The sequence below is a fragment of the Lysinibacillus irui genome (assembly GCF_028877475.1).
GTDB classification, from domain to species: Bacteria; Bacillota; Bacilli; order Bacillales_A; family Planococcaceae; genus Lysinibacillus; species Lysinibacillus irui.
Window position 1 is genome coordinate 3,807,688 of record NZ_CP113527.1, and the last position, 18,379, is coordinate 3,826,066.

The 18,379-nt window shown below is 36.1% G+C and carries 20 protein-coding genes; 5 read left to right on the top strand and 15 right to left on the bottom strand.

Annotated features, from left to right (window positions below):
* Positions 1–43 precede the first annotated feature (43 nt).
* The 4 genes from OU989_RS19230 to OU989_RS19245 all read right to left on the bottom strand — a co-directional run bounded on the left by OU989_RS19230 (position 44) and on the right by OU989_RS19245 (position 4,710).
* Complete coding sequence (locus OU989_RS19230) at positions 44–745, bottom strand: cysteate racemase (protein ID WP_274794541.1); 702 nt, start codon at positions 743–745, stop codon at positions 44–46.
* Positions 742–1,974: a carboxylate--amine ligase gene (locus OU989_RS19235; RefSeq protein WP_274794542.1), complete on the bottom strand. Its 1,233-nt coding sequence runs from the start codon at positions 1,972–1,974 to the stop codon at positions 742–744. Before OU989_RS19235 ends, OU989_RS19230 begins: the two co-directional genes overlap by 4 nt.
* Before the next feature lie 61 nt (positions 1,975–2,035).
* Positions 2,036–3,025 carry a C39 family peptidase gene (locus tag OU989_RS19240; protein ID WP_274794544.1) on the bottom strand — a complete coding sequence of 330 codons (990 nt, stop codon included), beginning with the start codon at positions 3,023–3,025 and terminating at the stop codon, positions 2,036–2,038.
* A 188-nt stretch (positions 3,026–3,213) separates the two neighbouring features.
* Entirely contained in the window at positions 3,214–4,710 is a 1,497-nt protein-coding gene (locus tag OU989_RS19245) for a class I adenylate-forming enzyme family protein (RefSeq protein ID WP_274794545.1), read from the bottom strand.
* A gap of 379 nt (positions 4,711–5,089) precedes the next feature.
* Here OU989_RS19245 and OU989_RS19250 point away from each other — a divergent pair, with 379 nt between their 5' ends.
* On the top strand, positions 5,090–5,692 hold the full coding sequence (locus OU989_RS19250; protein WP_274794546.1) for a metallophosphoesterase family protein: 603 nt from the start codon (positions 5,090–5,092) through the stop codon (positions 5,690–5,692).
* A gap of 44 nt (positions 5,693–5,736) precedes the next feature.
* On the opposite strand, the gene OU989_RS19255 is transcribed toward OU989_RS19250, so the two are convergent.
* The 6 genes from OU989_RS19255 to OU989_RS19280 all read right to left on the bottom strand — a co-directional run bounded on the left by OU989_RS19255 (position 5,737) and on the right by OU989_RS19280 (position 9,421).
* A complete protein-coding gene (locus OU989_RS19255) occupies positions 5,737–7,488 on the bottom strand; it encodes a protoglobin domain-containing protein (RefSeq protein WP_274794547.1) in 1,752 nt (583 codons plus the stop codon).
* Positions 7,489–7,771: 283 nt separating this feature from the next.
* On the bottom strand, positions 7,772–8,356 hold the full coding sequence (locus OU989_RS19260; RefSeq protein WP_274794548.1) for a DUF305 domain-containing protein: 585 nt from the start codon (positions 8,354–8,356) through the stop codon (positions 7,772–7,774).
* A gap of 94 nt (positions 8,357–8,450) precedes the next feature.
* Positions 8,451–8,642 carry a cysteine-rich CWC family protein gene (locus tag OU989_RS19265; protein ID WP_274794549.1) on the bottom strand — a complete coding sequence of 64 codons (192 nt, stop codon included), beginning with the start codon at positions 8,640–8,642 and terminating at the stop codon, positions 8,451–8,453.
* 80 nt (positions 8,643–8,722) lie between these two features.
* Positions 8,723–8,920, bottom strand: a complete 198-nt coding sequence (locus tag OU989_RS19270; RefSeq protein WP_274794550.1) for a gamma-type small acid-soluble spore protein — start codon at positions 8,918–8,920, stop codon at positions 8,723–8,725.
* Between the two features lie 13 nt (positions 8,921–8,933).
* On the bottom strand, positions 8,934–9,143 hold the full coding sequence (locus OU989_RS19275) for a hypothetical protein (protein ID WP_274794551.1): 210 nt from the start codon (positions 9,141–9,143) through the stop codon (positions 8,934–8,936).
* Positions 9,144–9,187: 44 nt separating this feature from the next.
* Complete coding sequence (locus OU989_RS19280) at positions 9,188–9,421, bottom strand: hypothetical protein (protein WP_274794552.1); 234 nt, start codon at positions 9,419–9,421, stop codon at positions 9,188–9,190.
* A gap of 132 nt (positions 9,422–9,553) precedes the next feature.
* Here OU989_RS19280 and OU989_RS19285 point away from each other — a divergent pair, with 132 nt between their 5' ends.
* On the top strand, positions 9,554–10,048 hold the full coding sequence (locus tag OU989_RS19285; RefSeq protein ID WP_274794553.1) for a L,D-transpeptidase family protein: 495 nt from the start codon (positions 9,554–9,556) through the stop codon (positions 10,046–10,048).
* Positions 10,049–10,103: 55 nt separating this feature from the next.
* Here the strand turns inward: OU989_RS19285 and OU989_RS19290 are convergent, their stop codons facing one another.
* Positions 10,104–10,868 (bottom strand): DUF2935 domain-containing protein, encoded by a 765-nt coding sequence (locus OU989_RS19290; protein WP_274794554.1) that lies wholly within the window; start codon positions 10,866–10,868, stop codon positions 10,104–10,106.
* A 242-nt stretch (positions 10,869–11,110) separates the two neighbouring features.
* On the opposite strand from OU989_RS19290, the gene OU989_RS19295 reads away from it, so the two are divergent.
* Positions 11,111–12,784: a ribonuclease J gene (locus tag OU989_RS19295; RefSeq protein WP_274794555.1), complete on the top strand. Its 1,674-nt coding sequence runs from the start codon at positions 11,111–11,113 to the stop codon at positions 12,782–12,784.
* 46 nt (positions 12,785–12,830) lie between these two features.
* Here the strand turns inward: OU989_RS19295 and OU989_RS19300 are convergent, their stop codons facing one another.
* Positions 12,831–13,487 (bottom strand): restriction endonuclease subunit S domain-containing protein, encoded by a 657-nt coding sequence (locus OU989_RS19300; RefSeq protein ID WP_274794556.1) that lies wholly within the window; start codon positions 13,485–13,487, stop codon positions 12,831–12,833.
* 212 nt (positions 13,488–13,699) lie between these two features.
* On the opposite strand from OU989_RS19300, the gene OU989_RS19305 reads away from it, so the two are divergent.
* Positions 13,700–14,089 (top strand): helix-turn-helix domain-containing protein, encoded by a 390-nt coding sequence (locus tag OU989_RS19305; protein WP_274794557.1) that lies wholly within the window; start codon positions 13,700–13,702, stop codon positions 14,087–14,089.
* A 35-nt stretch (positions 14,090–14,124) separates the two neighbouring features.
* Here OU989_RS19305 and OU989_RS19310 read toward each other — a convergent pair whose 3' ends face one another.
* Positions 14,125–15,000, bottom strand: coding sequence for a radical SAM/SPASM domain-containing protein (locus OU989_RS19310; RefSeq protein WP_274794558.1), 876 nt, complete (start codon positions 14,998–15,000; stop codon positions 14,125–14,127).
* 191 nt (positions 15,001–15,191) lie between these two features.
* Here OU989_RS19310 and OU989_RS19315 point away from each other — a divergent pair, with 191 nt between their 5' ends.
* Positions 15,192–15,599: a hypothetical protein gene (locus tag OU989_RS19315; RefSeq protein ID WP_274794559.1), complete on the top strand. Its 408-nt coding sequence runs from the start codon at positions 15,192–15,194 to the stop codon at positions 15,597–15,599.
* 55 nt (positions 15,600–15,654) lie between these two features.
* On the opposite strand, the gene OU989_RS19320 is transcribed toward OU989_RS19315, so the two are convergent.
* Both OU989_RS19320 and yhbH read right to left on the bottom strand, forming a co-directional pair.
* On the bottom strand, positions 15,655–17,058 hold the full coding sequence (locus OU989_RS19320) for a SpoVR family protein (RefSeq protein WP_274794560.1): 1,404 nt from the start codon (positions 17,056–17,058) through the stop codon (positions 15,655–15,657).
* 44 nt (positions 17,059–17,102) lie between these two features.
* Positions 17,103–18,260 carry a sporulation protein YhbH gene (gene yhbH / locus OU989_RS19325; RefSeq protein ID WP_274794561.1) on the bottom strand — a complete coding sequence of 386 codons (1,158 nt, stop codon included), beginning with the start codon at positions 18,258–18,260 and terminating at the stop codon, positions 17,103–17,105.
* Between the last annotated feature and the right edge of the window lie 119 nt (positions 18,261–18,379).

Here is an 18,379-nt window from a genome sequence, read left to right on the forward strand (position 1 = left end):
TACCCGTGAAAAGCAAGCAGATTCTTTTCAATTCACTCAACAACTAATCGACTAGCTCATAACCGCAAGCCAAAATGGCACATTCAGCTAATACGATTAGTGAATCGATATATATTTCATTTAATTTCAAATCCCGATTAACAATAGATAGCTCTGTACAGCCTAACACAATGCGATCACAATTTAATGCCAGCATCGCATCTTCTAGTGGTTGCCAGTCCTCCAGCGTAACATCCTTACCAGCCTTGACATAATCATAAATGATAGTCATGACATAGGCTCTCATTTCATTATCTGGTACTACTGGTGTAATGCCATATTCCTCTAAGGCTTCTTGGTACATACGAGATGTTAAAGTACCTGTCGTTGCTAAAATACCAACACGTTTTGCACCTAAATCCGCAGCACGCTTCGCTGTTTCACGAATCATATGCAATACTGGAATGGGTGAACCCTCTTGAATATCATGATAAAACGTATGGGCTGTATTACATGGAATAGCAATCATATCTGCCCCTACAGAAGCTAATTTTTTTGCATCCTCAATTATGACTGGAACTGGATTATCCTTCGTTTTATCTAAAATAAAAGCTGTACGGTCAGGGATATTTGTATCATTATCTATGATCGTATGTAAATGCTCCTGATCCTTTTGTGCCTTCGTACGTCTTACAATCATTTCACCAATAAACATTGTTGCAAGTGGCCCTACGCCACCAATGATACCTAAAGTTTGTTTTTTCATATATTAGACAGACCTTTGTTATTAAAATATTTCTTATATTTGCGATAAAAGCTTAAATTATCAAGCGTAACATTCAACCATCGTTTCGCATTCATATCCTTGTAATTAAAAATAGAATCTGTAGCCATCCCTTGACGAATCAAGCTTTTCGCTTCAATCACTAATTGTTCATTTTGAACATATTTGAAAAGAACACCATTTGGTACAATCGTCCAAAGATGCTTGTTTTCCACGTATGTTAACGATTGTTTACTCCCTCGAACAAAATCATCCGCTACATACTGCATAAAGTTATAGCCACTAGCTGTCACATAATAATTGGAAAGCTCATTATGTAATTCTATACTCAACAATTTATATTGACCATCACGATCATCATATTTCATATCGAATGTAGCAAAGCCTTGGAATTGTATTGCTTCAAGGAATGTCTTCACGATATCCATCAATTCCTTATTATAAGTTGTCATGATGGCTACATAACGACCTATTCCTTCTGGAGAATGCTCTTCTAAAATGGGATTGCCCACAGCAAGAAGTTTTGCTTTTCCATCTTGTCCAACATACGTATTGACAACACGCATATTAGCATCTTCTCCTGGAATATATTGCTGAATCATCAGATCATCACGATAGGCTGATTCCTTATAAATAGCATGGAATATACTGTCCTTTTCATCCTTATCATGTGCAATATATACTTTTTTCTTACCAGGAAAAATACATGCAGCATATTTTTCCATATTCATGGGCTTAATGACAATTGGATACTCAAAAGGCATGTCGAAGTTTTCATAATCATTAACCGTGCATACATGCATGGCAGGAAATTGAAAACCATATTGTGCACAAAGCTCATACATCTTTTCTCGGGTTAATAGCTGATGAGCAAGTGTAGCATCTACATAAGGAATAATGAAATCCTCTGTTAATTCTGCTTTATGCTCTACAATTTTTTTGACATAAAATTCGTCACAGGCTAGGAGCAGTAATTTTTTATCTATAAATTCCTGGGCAATTGACTTAAGTGCCGTAACAAATCGTTCTTCTATATGAAGTCTCGGTACCTCACGAAAAGTCAGTATATCACTTTGCTGAATTTTTTCCATGTTTGTATGATTTAGTGCAAGGGGCTTTACACCATAGGCTTCGTAAAATGCTCTGGCCATGCCATAAGCATTCATTTCATCCCCAAGCAATACGGGTAAAAAAGCGTGTTCAATGGCCATTCTACTCAACTCACTTTTTGCTTTTTTTATTAGTGTAACATACTAAAGATTTATAGCTTGCTTATTTATGGACAGCTACAGCCTGTTTGCCTAACTCACGATAGCTATTAAAGAACTGATCCACATTGTATGTTACGTAGCCCTTTAACGGGTCCATTACAACTACTTTATCGCCTAAATGTCCTGTTAAAACAACAGCATGTAAATTCATAAAGGCATCCCGTGAAGTTGACTCACCTTCATAAATCCAGCCTCGTTCAGCTTTTTGTTTAGGCTTTGATAAATCCAGTGTCACCCATGTCACAACAGGAACTCCCTCACGGACTAGCTCTAAAATATCTGCCTGTGATGCCTGACTCATATTCGTTACGCGTAAATTTTCCTGTTTATCTGCAATGACTGCCTCTGCCGCTTTGACAATTGGTGCAGCAAAAACATACATCCCATGAGCCTTATCACGAGGATTGCCAGCAAAAGCTACATTTGGATTTGGTCCAAAACGTTTTCCGCCTACTGTACGTATTTCTTGCTTTGGTAAATAATGATCTGCCATTTCAAGCTTTGTCACATTCATTCCAAAATAATTTAACACGGCTGTGAGTGATGTGATTTCACAGCCATGTGGAAGTTCAGGATTTTGCATAACAACAGGTACATCTAATTCTTGCTCGTCTCTAGAAAAATGTGTTTGCAATCGATAGTACGGCTTTGTTGTATCGTACGTAAAATTCTCAATTGTTGTATATCCGACATTTGCCTCACTATTTTCTAGTGTAGTTGCAGCAATTGCATATTCTTGTCCTGCCTTTAGCTTCGAAAATATTGCTTCCCCTTCTTCAGAACCAATTGCTTCTTCTACTACATCACCTGTTTGTACATCTGTGATCGTTAAATATAAATTAGGGATAGGTGCTCCACTATTAAATTCTACTGTTAAAACTGTTAATTGGTTTTTTTGTTGTGAATCTTGCTGTGATAATGGCTGGCAGCTAGACAGCAACATGATGATCAAAATGCCAATAAGTAAAAGGCGCTTATATCCTGTCCACAAGACAAATTCCGCTCCTATTCTAATTCAAAGAGTAATCTCTTCTCCAATTCTATTAATACAATTTGTCGTAGACTCTATTATACGATACTTTCCTAGTTGTTCCTATTAGAATAGAAGCTTATTCGAGCATGAATTCTATCAAATGTAAAGCCATTATGGTGATGCATCCAAAGCGTAATGGATAATACTTAAATCGTCGTTTCTTTTGGTCGTAATGTATGCTTTAATACCTTACCAGAGGCATTCCGCGGTAGCTCAGCTAAAAATTCGATCTCATAGGGGACTTTATATTTGGCAAGTCTAGTCTGACAATAGAAGAGTATCGAATTTTCATCAAGGGATTTGTCTTCTTTTAAAACAACAAATGCTTTTGGCACCTCACCATACACTTCATGTGGTAAGCCAACCACTGCTGCTTCTAAAACTTCTGGCATTTGATATAAAACTTCCTCCACTTCGATTGGGTAAATATTTTCCCCTCCTCGAATGATCATATCCTTTTTCCGATCTACTATATACAAATAGCCTTCATCGTCAAACCGTCCTAAATCACCTGAGTAAAGCCACCCATCTCTAATTGTTCTAGCTGTTTCTTCTGGATTGCGCAAATATCCCTTCATAACCTGTGGCCCTTTTACACAAATTTCCCCTACCTCACCAGCTGGTACTGACTTACCTTCACTATCAACTACACAGACCTCTGTATGCGCTAATGGCTTACCAACGGAGCCGATTTTCGTTAAAGCATCCATATCAAGTAAGGATGTGGCCGCAGGTGAATTTTCTGTTTGACCGTATAGATTTTGAACTTTTACATTTGGAAATGCCTCTTTTACTTGTTTTACAAGCTCATAAGGCATTGGAGCTGCCCCGTAACATAATAAACGTAAATGGTTTAAGCTATGTTCCTTAAATCCAGGCGTATTTAAAATGATCGTGTACATGGATGGAACTCCGAAGAAAATCGTCGCTTCTGTTGCTGCAATTTGCGCTAATGTTTTAGTTGGTGAAAATACTTCTTCAATAACAACGGTTCCCCCTTGATAAAACATCGGCATAGCAAAAACATGCAGGCCAGCACAATGAAATAAAGGTGTGCAAATAAACATCTTATCCTTGCTCGACATGTTCATAGAAGCAGACCAAATTTCTGCTGTAGCCGCAATATTATGATGGGTGAGCATGACACCTTTTGGTTTACCAGTTGTACCAGAGGTGTACATAACAACGGCTGTATCATCCGCCACCAATGGAACGATCGTTCTTTCACGATCCTGTTGTTCAATCCTATTATTCATTTCCTGAAGTTCAATAGCATGTTGGAACGAATAGGAAACATCCTTCAATGTTTCTGCTAATCTTTCATCATAGATTAGTCCCTTTGCCTGTGAGTGATAAAAAATATAATCAACCTCTGGTGCCGCTAATTTAGTGTTAATGGGCATCACGATAAAGCCTGCTAATTGAACACCTAAATAAGCGATTAAAAACAAATCCGAATTAAGCGTATATAATGCAATTACATCCTCTTTTTCATAACCTTGCTCCTGTAAGTAAGCAGCAAATCGATCAACACGTTGATAAAGTTCACGATAACTTAGCTTTTTTCCATCATACAAGGTTGCTATCGTATTTGGTTGCTGTACAGCATAGTTTTCAAGAATATCTGTCATACACGTCGTCATTTTAAGCCCTCCAAAAGTTCATTTTTTAATCCGAGATAGAGTAAATTAATTCGTCTCAACATTCATGCATCCAGAATTCTTCAATCCGTCCCATACATTTGAGTAGAACCTTTGGGATAACATGATGTCCCTACACTTTCATTGCCATATACACGTTTAACAGGTCTTCCCTATTTACATGGAATACCGCTAAATTAACACCAGTACACAAAATCAATAAAATTCAGAAAATTATGATTATATTTTAACAAGCAATGAATTTCTTGGCAATTTTCCTCACGTTCAAATTAAAGAAATATTCTTAGACGTTTTACTTTTCTAGTAATTTCTAATAGGTGTATGATGTTTGTACGATTATTAAAGGAAAGGCCGGATTTACATGCTTTATGCACTTTTAGGAGATTTACATTCTAATATAGAAGATACTAAAGCTGTTCTTGCTCATATACAACAAACAGCAGAGGAAGCAACCATCATTGGGTTAGGTGATTTATATGAATGCACTGTTAGTAAGAAAAAGGCGCAAACTATGTCTGGCTTGTCGTTGGAAAAGGCAGCCATAGTAGAAAATGAATTTGAAGAACTACTAACCTTCCCGTCTATACGAGGCAATCAAGAAGAACGCATTACTCAAGTTACAGGCATCCAACGTTTTAAAGCTTTACCTGAGTCAATGGAGATTGATGGTGCGATACTTATGCACGGACATCAATTTAAGTGGAACGTCAACTGGCAACCTACATTTCCTCCTTTTCATCAACCATTGTTATTCTTTGGTCATAGCCATGAATCGGGACTCTATCATCAGCAAAAAAAATTACCTATCCGTATTCGTTACGGCCAACCGATTGCAATACAAGAGAAACAATATGGGGTTAACGTAGGTTCAGTTATTGACCACCGTGAATGGTGTCTCTATGATAGTAAAAAACGGACAGTGACATTTATGTGTGTCCCCCCTACTATAAACGTAACTGAATAGCAAACATAAAGAGCAAGCTAGTTTTAACTAGCCTGCTCAAATTTTTAGTGTATATATTGTTTTTTACTGTTTAGTAAAATTTCCTTTAACGCCTGTAGTTTTTCTATGACAACAGAAGATTCTTCCGTAATTTCCTCCAGGTATTTCTCAGCCTCCACTTTATTACCTGTATTATATTCACGGACTGCTTTTTTAGCTATATCATGTATATGAATAAACGGTTGTTCAAGCTCTATATAGGCCCGCTCATCACCTAACAACTTTTTGCCTGTGCCATAATACCATTCGCCAAGGCGCGATTCCTCCGGTGAACCTACGTCCTGTTCAGTCATCGCTTCAAAGCCCAGCAGTAAATTATAAATCTTCCAACGCCATAATAAATGGTCTGTAATCGCTAATTGAATAATATCCTCTTGGCTAATAATAAAGTTTTTAGAAATCGTTGTTGATCGGTATCCATCAATCATTTTACTTAGCTTATAAATGGCAGAACCCATATCAAAAACAATTACCTTACTTTTTTGCATACTCTCTGTGATTGTATGATTACGTTCAGAAATAATTGTAGCGGATTGTGCTTGTACCTTGGTTGTAGTCGCTATTTCCTCAAAACGAGCTCCTTGCTGCTGTAAATTTCTGTTTATTTCTCCAAGGGTTTGTGAAACATGTAAGGTATCCGTAACACCTTGATGTAAATCTTGTGAAAATTGTGTTGTTAAAAAACTAATATTTTGCGTAATTTGAAGTAATTCCTGGATATCTGTATGTATCGATTTAACAGATGTATTTGTATCATCTGCAAGTTTTCGCACTTCCTCTGCAACAACCGCAAAGCCTTTCCCTGCTTCACCGGCACGAGCCGCCTCAATTGATGCATTTAATGCCAACAGATTAGTTTGATCTGCAATTTTCTTAATTAATTCCATTAGTTTTGCGACGCTATTTACACGATCCACTAAACGTTTGATATCCTCCTGCATGGATTTATGCCCCTCATCGGTCGTTTGCAAAATGGATGAAATTTGTTGTAAAGATTCCAAATCCTCATTTAATTTTTTAAACGCCTGCTTTGTTTGCTCGGAAATATCACCAACAGATGTGGCGATTTCTTCAATACTTTCATCTAACTCATGCATCAATTGGTCTGCCGCAATAATCTCCTGATGTTGAATATCTTGAAATTCAATCAATTCCTTTATTGTATCTAACTGTGTATTATAAGTAATGATTTCGCCTAAACCGTTAACTACAGACCCTGCTTGAATTTCAATATAGGTCTCCAAAATAATTTGCTGGTCAATCGTTACTAAGCTATCATAAGACAATAAAACATCAAGCATTTTTTCTTGATCTCGTGATAGTTCTTTTACAATAAGCGGAATAATTAATTGATTGATCAACGTATAGGCTGAAATCATCCAATTCGGGAGTACACCAATGCGAGCATGAATGTAGGCGATTTTACGTCGTTTAAATACATAATCTAAATCTAACTCATCGTCAAATAAGCTAATAAAATGTGAATCAAATAAGCCTTTCAAACGCTCTACTGATGAATGCGTATTGATGACCTGGTTAAACTCTGGAATTTCCAGTAGACGATCATAAAAATTATCCAGTATATGCTGACGATTGTTCTCATACATTTTACGTAAAAAACCTACAGACTCCCTTCTTATTCTAGACAAAGCAAGAAAATCTAGTTTTTCTTTAAAACGTTCATTGGCCTCAATGTCTGAGTTTTTTGTTGCTGAGAAATAATCATAGTTTTGACTAATCTTCTTCCTTTTGAACATAGTTCCCACTCCTTTTCGAATCTAAAGTAAATATAAATTCCCAGTGTTTTAAAACGAATTATAGATCTTTCCTCATTACCTTCAACAAAATAAAACATATATATTTTACCAACAATAAAAAAACAAAAGTAGATTCTCCAAAAATTCTTTACACTTTCTTATTTTTTTGTCCACCTTATTGACAATTTCTCATTTTCTAGATAAACACTATTTTTACGCAGAAAAAACGCTAAAATCATCATTTGACTTTAGCGTTTTTTACCGTATAAGATTAAAATTTGACCTAGCACTCGCAATCGCAATTTTGTAAGCTATCCAGTAACTTTTCCATCTCCTCTAGTTGCTCACAAAGCGTTTGAATCATGCACTTTAGAATTGGAATTAATTCTTGGCAAATACAGAATCTAAGGACATTTTGTGCTAGTCTTATACCTCCCTGATGATGGACAATCATTTCCCTTAAATAGTTAATGTTAATACTATTGGATACTGGTGGTGCACACATGCAATTAAACATTGCTTCCGTGATTTCTTTGTAAGCACACATATACTCGTATAATTCGTACTCTGAATTTTGTACGACACAACATCGATTTTGTATCGCTTCAAGACTTTCAAGCATTTCTGTATGTGTTCGAATGATTTCTAATGCGAGATCCTGTACAGGAATATTTGTTGTGTAGCGTAAAACATTTTCTGACATTTGGATTGCCGCTACTTGATGAGGAATGATTTGCTTAATAAAATTTTCTGAAATACTACAAGTAATGGTTACATAGGTCATACCCTGCATCATTTTTTTGAGGATTCGTTGATATTCCTCTAAATATGCCTTTGTTACATTACTAAGTTCAATTGGTTTAACCATTAGACACACTCCTTTCAGGGTAATGTATGCCCGCTAGGTTGTTGTGCGATAGACAATTGTACCAATTACTTAATAATTACGGATGCATCATTTCTCAATGCTTGTATTTTTCTTTATATGTATCTAAGCATGTTTGACAAATACATTTATCTGACTCTTTCTGTGCAACTTTTAAAACTTTCTCTGGAAAGTTGACTGTCATACACCAGCATTCTTTTTCACCTTTTACTAGACCACAATGGTTTTTCCCCCCACATAATGGACAACTCTCTTCTCCTATTAACAAGATGCTCACCTCCCTTACTTTACTCACCATTGTAAAGTAAAAAAGGAAGAGCACTCAATACCTTACTCCTCCCCATACATTTATTGCTGATTCTTGTGTATTTCTTGTCTTACTTCTTCAAAATCTGTATCACTATAGATAGCCGTCCCATGTCCTCCGGTTTTAGCCAATAGCGCCTTTACGTCATTATAGGATAATCCTGCCTCTGCGTTTTTTTGCTTCACTTCATTAATATTTGTACCCGCAGAGGTAAATTGGACTTCTTTTTCATCATGCATATACTTCTACCTCCTATAATTCATCAGGCTGCATTTCAATCAATTCATCGCCTTCTCTTTCCACTCTCTTATTAAGTTCTTCAATTGGAATAGCGTCTACAGTTTGCATATCCTCATGCAAATCGAAAAGACTAATGTTATCTGATTCAACCATATCAGGCTTATCTTTACTATTTAAATTCATAAACATTTTCTTTTGATGTGGTACTTTATTCATATCCATCTTGTCACACTCCTTTACCTATAATGTGTGTAGTGCTGGATATATTATGTGTTTTTCTGTTTTGTACTTTTATCAATACGATGATATTCAGATATTTGAATAACTCGTACATGCCTTGTATGCAATTCATGATAGATACCTCTACTGTCTGTAAAGGATATATATTGATCTCTTTCACTTTTAACCAATTGCTCTGCTTCTTGCTGAGATTCAATATAAATAAATCTTCTCACATAATGCATCTCATCAAAAAAATAAGTAATCTTAAATTCCTTCATTCTCAATGCTCCTTGGCTATACATGGTACTCTATATTCTATCCAAAGAGCTGAAAAATTTACGTTCTTAAAATTACTTAAATCATTCAAGCATATAGTAAAACAATTACCAATGCTTAGGAGGAAATCAAGATTGAATCATACAGTCAAAGCGGGAGAAACACTGTCCCAAATTGCTCAAGATTATCGCACCTCTATCACATCAATCATTGCTGCTAATCCAGGGATTCAGCCAGATCATCTTTTAGTTGGTCAACAAATTGCTATTCCTGGCTTTCCCAATCCTGATACAATTCCATATCGTATTGAGATATCTACCAATAATCGTTGGCTACGCTTGTATAGAGACAATATCCTTCAAAAACAATACCCTATTGCAGTGGGACGCATGTTACATGAAACACCAGTAGGCAGTTTTATTATCATCAATAAAGCCCCAAACCCAGGTGGTCCTTTTGGAACGATGTGGATGAGCTTATCTAAAGAACACTACGGAATTCATGGCACTAATAATCCTAGTTCCATTGGGCATGCTGTTTCACACGGATGTATTCGCTTGCATAATCGAGATGTTGAAGAGTTAGCAAGTATTGTGCCTATTGGTACGGAAGTAATAATCCATCCATAATAAAAGGGCTATCTTTTTTTGATGAATCAAAATAAGATAGCCTTGTTTATTATTTTTACCCATCGCTTCTAGCTTGTGCAAGCTTTGTTAAATAGTATTGCTCTTCACGCCACATATGGTCTGCCATTGGCGCTGTAAATGTGCCTAATACCTCTGCACTTAACTCCATTTCTTCTAATTCTTTTAAAAACGTCTTAAATAAAGCCATTTCGATTTCTACATCTTGATTAAAGCGCTTTAAAGCTGGAAAATAATGCATATTTGTACGTAAATAGCCCGTTAATTCGACTGCCTTTAAATAAAATCCTTCAAAATGCTTAGCAAATGCATGACTCTTCTGCTTTAATCGTTTCTCTACACCATCTAAATCATCATTGATGATGCCTGCGTGTCCAGAGGCGTCTAAAAGCCACACTAAATGATGATGTAGCTCGTGAAAGATTGGTGGAGCCTCACCTTTTTTCAAGTAACTCAGTACATTTTGGTATTCTTCTAATTCATTAATCATGTGATTGATAAATGTAGGCGTTAAATGGATCCCAATATCACCCGACAGTTGATGTCTAAGTAGATGAAGTTTGTATTGCTTCAATTGCTCAACATTGTCATCCACTGTTACTGAAAACGAAACAGCATTTGAATCATCGAGAGAAGGAATATAAGTAAGTAGCTGTGAGAATTGTAGGATATACTGATTAGCTCTTTGAATATCACCTTTTTCTGAAGGATAAAGTGCGTCATGAATAAATTGAGCGTGGTTTTGCATGATTTCTAGCCAAAATCGATGTTCGAAAATGGCATGTTGCACAAAATTAGACAATCATTTACCCCCTTTATTTTAAATTTTGAGTTTAACTTTTAAGGAACAAAAAAATTTAAACAGAAACATGCTGTTCGTAAGGATATCTCTCCATTCTATTCATCGAGCAATTCAAATAGTAGCAATCCATATAAATAGATCGTTCATTGTAAATATCGTATAGGATGAAATATGAAAAGCTATACTACCTATGGCTAAAGAAATTTTTAATGCATTTAGTGAAAACTATAGGAGGGAATACGTTGTCTACAAGTAAACAGTTATTATCCATATTCGCCCTTGGTGGCATTAACGAAATCGGAAAAAATATGTATGTAGTGCAGTATGCAGATGACATTATCATTATTGATTGTGGGGCAAAGTTTCCAGATGAGACCTTGCTTGGTATTGATTTAATTATTCCTGATATTACTTATTTACTTGAAAATAAAGAAAAAATTAAAGCTTTAATTGTGACTCATGGACATGAGGATCATATTGGTGGAGTACCTTATCTACTAAAAAAAATAAATGTACCTGTCTATGCAACTCGATTCACTTTAGGTCTTATTGAATTAAAGTTAAAAGAACATAAACTTTTAAGAGAAACCGATTTAATTGAAATTCACGCTGACTCTTCTTTACATCTAGGACAAATAGATATTAGTTTCTTTAGAACCAATCACAGTATTCCCGATTGTTTAGGAATCGTTCTAGCCACACCCGAAGGAAATGTTGTCCATACAGGAGACTTTAAATTTGATCTAACACCTGTGAATAATCAGTTCGCCGATATTCACAAAATGGCAGAAATTGGATCGAACGGAGTGTTAGTTCTTATTTCTGAAAGTACCAATGCAGAAAGGCCAGGTTTAACGCCTTCTGAACAACTTGTCGGACATCATATCGAAGAAGCCTTTTTACACGCTGAACGTAAAGTAATTATCTCAACTTTTGCTTCCAACGTTAATCGTATCCAACAAATTGTTAATGCCGCTATTACTACGAATAGGAAGTTAGCATTATTAGGTCGCAGTATGGTGAACGTCGTTGATGTTGCAATTCAACGCGGTTATTTAAATGTTCCAGAAGATATGCTGATTGATGCTCGCGAAGTTAAATACCTTCCACCAGAGGAGGTTGTAGTGCTATGCACAGGTAGCCAAGGTGAACCACTAGCCGCACTCGCTCGTTTAGCAAATGGCAACCATCGTGAAGTAAAAATCCTACCAGACGATACCGTTATTCTAGCGGCCTCTCCTATTCCAGGCAACGAGAAGGGTGTTTCTCGTATTGTCGACAATTTGTTTCAACTAGGTGCAAAAGTCATTTATGGATCTTCTAGTCATACTGGAATGCATGTTTCAGGTCATGGACATCAAGAAGATTTGAAGCTTATGTTAACATTCATGAAGCCTAAATTTTTTATTCCTATTCATGGTGAGTACCGTATGTTACATCAACATCGTTTATTAGCTGAAGCCGTTGGCGTTCAAAAGGGACATACATTTATTATGAAGAACGGTGATGTCGTTGATATTGAAAATTCAAAGGCAAGACAAACACGTAAAATTCCAGCTGGTGATACGTATGTTGACGGTATCGGAATAGGAGAAGTCGAAGGAATTGTTCTACGAGATCGCAAACAGTTATCAGAAGATGGAATGCTTGTCATTGTTTTGACACTTAATAAAACAGATGGTGCTTTTATTTCCGAACCAGATACTATTTCACGAGGTTTTGTTTATGCAAAGGATTTCGAGGAGCTCTTAAATAAGGTCAATGTCCTTACTAAAGAAATAGTCAATGAGCTTCAAGAAGAAAATAGACAACAAATACATGTTCTACGAAGAGAAATTAAAAGGGCTGTAGGACAATATTTATTTGCACAAACGAAACGCAAGCCAATGATTTTACCGATTATTATCGAAATTTAACATGTCGGTGCAAGGATTTTTACATCCTTTTGCACCGACTTATTTTTTATTGGTTTCCTAGCTGTCGAAGAGTGTCATTCAAAAAATCACCATTGAAAATTTTATGTAACATTTCACTATAAAGATGTTGGATCTGTTCAAAGCCATGATGTAAGTCTTTTGAATGCTGCTTTGCTTGGCTTGAAATATGATCGAAACGCTGTGGAAGCTCCTCTACCGCCATTACTAAAGAGTCTTTATTCATTGTTAAATGTTGAATAGCATTTAATAGTTGAACTATTTTAAGCTGAATATCTATAGGAGGTAATTCAAGCATTAGCCGATAAATATTACGCTTTTCCTTATTTTCTTGGTACCATTTTAAAAAATGAAATAAATAATCACTGATAACAATAGATTCATTCGGGATAATGGCAATGATACCATGTCCAATGTATATATCTTTATTACATCGATAAATGGATGCTTCCTTCAAATTTATTTTATTAAGAAGAATACTTTTCGCAGGCACTTGTAAAACGGTAAACTCATTAATCGAATAATCTATCCTAGGCACTTGACTAAAATCGTCTTCTATCAATAATTTCAGTAACGTTTCTTCAGTTATAAATGGAGTACCTTCCCTAGTAAAAAATTGATCATTCATAATTCTATTGCCAATTTGAATTTTTGCTACTTCTTCTAAAAAAACCTGTTTCACCATGTGAACCCTCCAATCCTCTGTCTCAAGTTATACCCTTTCTGTAACATTCATTAACGCATTATACCTAGTAATTCAATTAGGTCATTTGTCTAATAAAAGTTACTACTCTAAAGATTGTACCATTTTAATATAACATTTTCTCTATTATACCACTATAATAGTATAGTCAACTCCTTTGTTTTTCACTAGCTTTTAACATAGAGGTGAATCATATGTCAGATTTCTTAAAGCTAGTAGGTGAACAGCTCCGCATTATTAGATTATCCAAAGGGCTAAGTCAGGAGGAAGTGGCCGAAAGAACAGGTAAGTTAGGTTTCAGTAAAGGGCGAGTGTCTAATATTGAACACGGTCAATCAAATATTACGCTAAGTACATTGGAAACAATCATGAAGGCTTTAGATATTGCCCCTGAGGAGCTTTTTAATTTTCAAAAATTATCAGGCGTTACTGATATTGAGGAAAAGAACCTCATGCTAGACATTCATCGATCATTATTAAGAGAACGAAATTTAGACGAGGTAAAATATGTAGTTCGTATTACAAAGGATTTTTTAGATACAATTGATTCTCAATCGAAAAAAAACAGCTCCAATGGTCAATGACGCATTGGAGCTGTTTCTTTATTACGTTTTAGTCGTTACATGCCAAATTTTTGTCGATAGCCGCATTTTCTACAAAGCTCTTCAACAGCCTCTCTTCGTGAAAATCCATCTACAATTTTAGTAGCACGTTCCCCTTCTACAATTTCAGAGAAGGATTTTTCATGGACATTTCCTAAATTAATAACTCCTTCACCATCTAAGCAGCAAGGCACAACGGTCCCATCTACAAGAATTGCTGCTTGACTACGAAGTGCGTGACAAAAACCTTTTCCTTCATCCTCATGCTCGAGCAAGCTTGGCCATCTAAATTCATGATCTTGATTCAAATAAACATGAGGGGCAATTTTGACCCCTTTACCCGGCTCTACTTTTTCCTCGATGCGATAGTCAAGATTATATTCTTTTTCTAAAATTTCTAATGTCTCACGGTTGCGACGTGCTGCAATATCAGAAACATGATCCCTTTGTAAATTCCATAAACGATAAGAAATAATTGTATTATATTCTCTAGACGCTCGTACAAAAGTCAAAATATCCTCTAAATACTTTTCGCGGTTTTCGGAACCCTCATGACCATCAAAGCTATGCAATGAAAAATTAATTTGACGTAATGCTGGTTTTCCTAATATTTTTTCATGGTTCTTTTTAATCAACGTACCATTCGTTGTAATATTGACTTTAAAACCCTTTTCATGGGCAGCATCTAATAATTGATCAATTCTTGGATGTAAAAGCGGCTCTCCCTTCACATGCAAATAAATGTATTTTGTATGCGGTCGAATCTCATCTAATATTTTATTAAATTGTTCTACTTTTATAAGACCTTTTGCACGTGCCGTTGGTGGACAAAAACTGCATGCTAAATTACAGACACTAGTTATCTCTATATAAACCTTTTTAAATGTTCTCAATGTTGCTTCTCCGTTCCAGTTCGCTAAATATTCAAATCCTATTTATTTTAACAAATTTATTGTATAGATAGCAAAATTCGACGAGTTTTCATATAAACACCCTTTTCTCTATAGAACATGGCTACACGTACAAGTGATCTTACAAAGCACTAATATCCTAATAGTAATATTAAACGAAAGGAGGAGAAACGATGTCTAGCTTTAATTCAAAGAAATTTTATGGACCAGAAGAACCTGAAAACGAATCCTCTAATAAGTCAGCCAAAAACCATATAACAATTAATTTGACATTCAATATAGGAAATACAGATTTTCACTTTGCACAACGAGCAGAAGGTGGAGGACAAATCAACCATGATGTGGGGACAAATGCTAACCAAGGAGGACAAAACGCTAGTGATGGTAGTCACACCCGTAACGTCAATTCTCAATTTGCTGATGGTAATGGCAGAAGTGGCATAGCTGGTAATAATAATGATGAGGCTGGTGGGCAGCAAGGCATAAAGGTGCGGGACAGCCTAGTCATTGATAGCGATATCCACTCATCTTCTGAAAGTAATGAAAAGGAAAATGATGTATTAACTGAAGAAGGTGAATAAACGATCTAAAAAACTTCTATCTGTTCGAGCAGGTTCAACAGATAGAAGCTTTTGGTTACACATTGCGTTTATAGTTTTTTGTACCATCAAAGGAGTAAAGCATTGGTTTATTATCCACATACGTCTCTAAATGAACCGGACGTCCCCACAGCTGATAAATATATGGCAATACATTTTCTAAATAATGAGGGTCTAGCTCCATTCCTTCGTAGCCATGCACTAAATAAAGCTCACCATTACGTAAATAATCACCATTTTTCACCACAATATAAGGAAAGCCACCATTGACACGCATCGATACAAGCTGATCTCGAACCATCTCATGATCCTTATCAGTAATACGATACTCATTACCTTTCTTTTGGAACAAATATAAATCTTCACGCTTCGCTAAATCCTTAGTTAAGTAGTTTCGGATAAAGGAAATATCGGATTCTACCTCTCTTACCTCAAAAATCTTTTCACGCCCCGAATTTGGCAGTACACCTAACTTCTTCATTTCCTCTGTAGGGTTATTATAGCGATTTTCAATATCTTCAAATATTTTAATCCCGAGGTAATATGGATTTATCGATGTTTTGGAGGGTTGCACGACCCCTGCATTTAATTTTGCATATTCGATGGTCTCAGCGGTTGTTAGCTTTAACTCCCGCATAATTCGTTGGTGCCAGAAGGATGCCCATCCCTCATTCATGATTTTCGTTTCTAATTGAGGCCAAAAATAAAGCATTTCCTCCCGCATCATCGTTAATATATCACGTTGCCATTCTTCCAACTCACGACTATGCTCCTCTAAAAACAACAGCAGGTCCTTTTCTGGCTGCGGCGGAAATTGCTTTAATCTGCGGCGGATAGGTTTATAAACTTTTTCCTTTTCTTCTATGCTCCACAAATCATCATATGGTGATTTTGTTGGTGGTTTTTCCTCATCAAGCTCATCGTCCTCACTCCAGGATAACTTCGGTCGTAAAATAGATGGATCAATATGTTCTTGAATCGCTAAAACTGCATCTAAAAACTGTTCAACCTCATCTTTGCCATATTCTCGTTCATAGCCAGCTATACGCTCAGCCGTTGCGGTCATGCTCTCTACCATATCTCTTCTTGTATTGGAAAAACGGACATTATTTTTAAAGAAATCACAGTGCGCTAAAACGTGGGCGATAATTAATTTATTTTGGGTCAATGTATTTGTATCAAGTAAAAAAGCATAGCATGGATTAGAATTAATGACGAGCTCATAGATTTGGCTAAGTCCTAAATCATATTGAAGCTTCATTTTATGAAACTGTTTTCCAAAGCTCCAATGAGAAAAGCGGGTAGGCATACCGTAGGCACCAAATGTATAAATGATATCCGCTGGACAAATTTCATAACGCATTGGATAGAAATCTAAGCCAAAGCTAGTGGCAATTTCGGTAATTTCATCTATTGCTCGATGAAGCTCTTTCGTGTCCATTTTACGTCCCCTCCTTTGAACGTGATGCTAATCAAACAATCATACTATTCTTCATTTTTCTTAAAAAAGCTCTTTAAGGCATCATATACATCGCCTTTTTTTCTCAAAATATGATATCTAAATTTGGGATCATCAATTTTCTTATACGTATACATAAGTGTTGAGAAACGATTATGCTGATTGACTTCACCATAGCCAAACATGCTGGATACATCCATTAATTCTCCTACTAGTTTCAAACATTTTTCATTATCCATCGAAATATTTTCACCATCTGAAAAATGGACAGGATAAATATTGTAGCGAGATGGATGATATTTATCCTGTATCAATTCCAATGCCTTTTTATAAGCTGAAGAACAAATAGTTCCCCCACTCTCTCCCTTCGTGAAAAACTCCTCTTCTGTGACAACCTTCGCCTCCGTATGATGGGCAATAAATTCAATCTCCACCGTTTCATATTTTGACCGTAAGAACTTAGTCATCCAAAAGAAGAAACTACGTGCACAATATTTTTCAAAGGATCCCATCGAGCCACTTGTATCCATCATGGCAAGCACTACTGCTTTGGATTCTGGTTTTTCAACCTCATCCCACGTTTTGAAACGTAAATCATCATTATGGATAGGTGTTATTTCCGCTTTTCCATACATCGCATTTCGCTTTAACGCATTTAAAATGGTACGTTTTTTATCAACGTTACCCATTAACCCCTTTTTGCGAATATCATTAAACTCAATTTTTTCGGTTTTAATATCTGCCTTTTCTTTTTGCTGTAGATTGGGTAACTCAAGTTCATGAAATAAGATGTTTTGAATTTCCTCAATACTTACTTCCGCTTCATAATAATCTTGGCCAGGCTTGTCACCCGCTTCTTTCCCTTTACCTTGCGCCTGATTTGCTTTACTGCCATCCCGCGCCACTACATCTCCAACATTACTATCGCCTTGTCCTTGCCCTACATGCTTAGAGTTATCATAGTTATAACGAATTTTATATTCATCAAGTGAACGAATCGGTATTTTAATAACCTCGCGACCATTGGACATCACAATACTTTCTTCACTAACTAAATCTGGTAAATTATTTTTAATCGCATCTTTCACTTTTTCCATATGACGTTGCTGGTCTTGGTGCCCTTTACGATGGAGGGACCAATTTTCCTGAGAGATAACAAAGCGTTTATTTTCGTGTTCAGTCATTTTTATCCTCACCCATCTATCAAATTCGCTTTTTCTATACTATGCTTGTGAGCCAAATTCTTGAACTTTTTTCGTAAAATCAATTGTGCATCTAATGAAAACCTTATTTTGATAATAAA

Coding starts and splice junctions, on each gene's coding strand:
- OU989_RS19230 (WP_274794541.1), bottom strand. CDS start 745: ATGAAAAAACAAACTTTAGGTATCATTGGTGGCGTAGGGCCACTTGCA.
- OU989_RS19235 (WP_274794542.1), bottom strand. CDS start 1,974: ATGGCCATTGAACACGCTTTTTTACCCGTATTGCTTGGGGATGAAATG.
- OU989_RS19245 (WP_274794545.1), bottom strand. CDS start 4,710: ATGACGACGTGTATGACAGATATTCTTGAAAACTATGCTGTACAGCAA.
- OU989_RS19250 (WP_274794546.1), top strand. CDS start 5,090: ATGCTTTATGCACTTTTAGGAGATTTACATTCTAATATAGAAGATACT.
- OU989_RS19255 (WP_274794547.1), bottom strand. CDS start 7,488: ATGTTCAAAAGGAAGAAGATTAGTCAAAACTATGATTATTTCTCAGCA.
- OU989_RS19260 (WP_274794548.1), bottom strand. CDS start 8,356: ATGGTTAAACCAATTGAACTTAGTAATGTAACAAAGGCATATTTAGAG.
- OU989_RS19270 (WP_274794550.1), bottom strand. CDS start 8,920: ATGCATGATGAAAAAGAAGTCCAATTTACCTCTGCGGGTACAAATATT.
- OU989_RS19275 (WP_274794551.1), bottom strand. CDS start 9,143: ATGGATATGAATAAAGTACCACATCAAAAGAAAATGTTTATGAATTTA.
- OU989_RS19280 (WP_274794552.1), bottom strand. CDS start 9,421: ATGAAGGAATTTAAGATTACTTATTTTTTTGATGAGATGCATTATGTG.
- OU989_RS19300 (WP_274794556.1), bottom strand. CDS start 13,487: ATGGTGAAACAGGTTTTTTTAGAAGAAGTAGCAAAAATTCAAATTGGC.
- OU989_RS19305 (WP_274794557.1), top strand. CDS start 13,700: ATGTCAGATTTCTTAAAGCTAGTAGGTGAACAGCTCCGCATTATTAGA.
- OU989_RS19315 (WP_274794559.1), top strand. CDS start 15,192: ATGTCTAGCTTTAATTCAAAGAAATTTTATGGACCAGAAGAACCTGAA.
- OU989_RS19320 (WP_274794560.1), bottom strand. CDS start 17,058: ATGGACACGAAAGAGCTTCATCGAGCAATAGATGAAATTACCGAAATT.
- yhbH (WP_274794561.1), bottom strand. CDS start 18,260: ATGACTGAACACGAAAATAAACGCTTTGTTATCTCTCAGGAAAATTGG.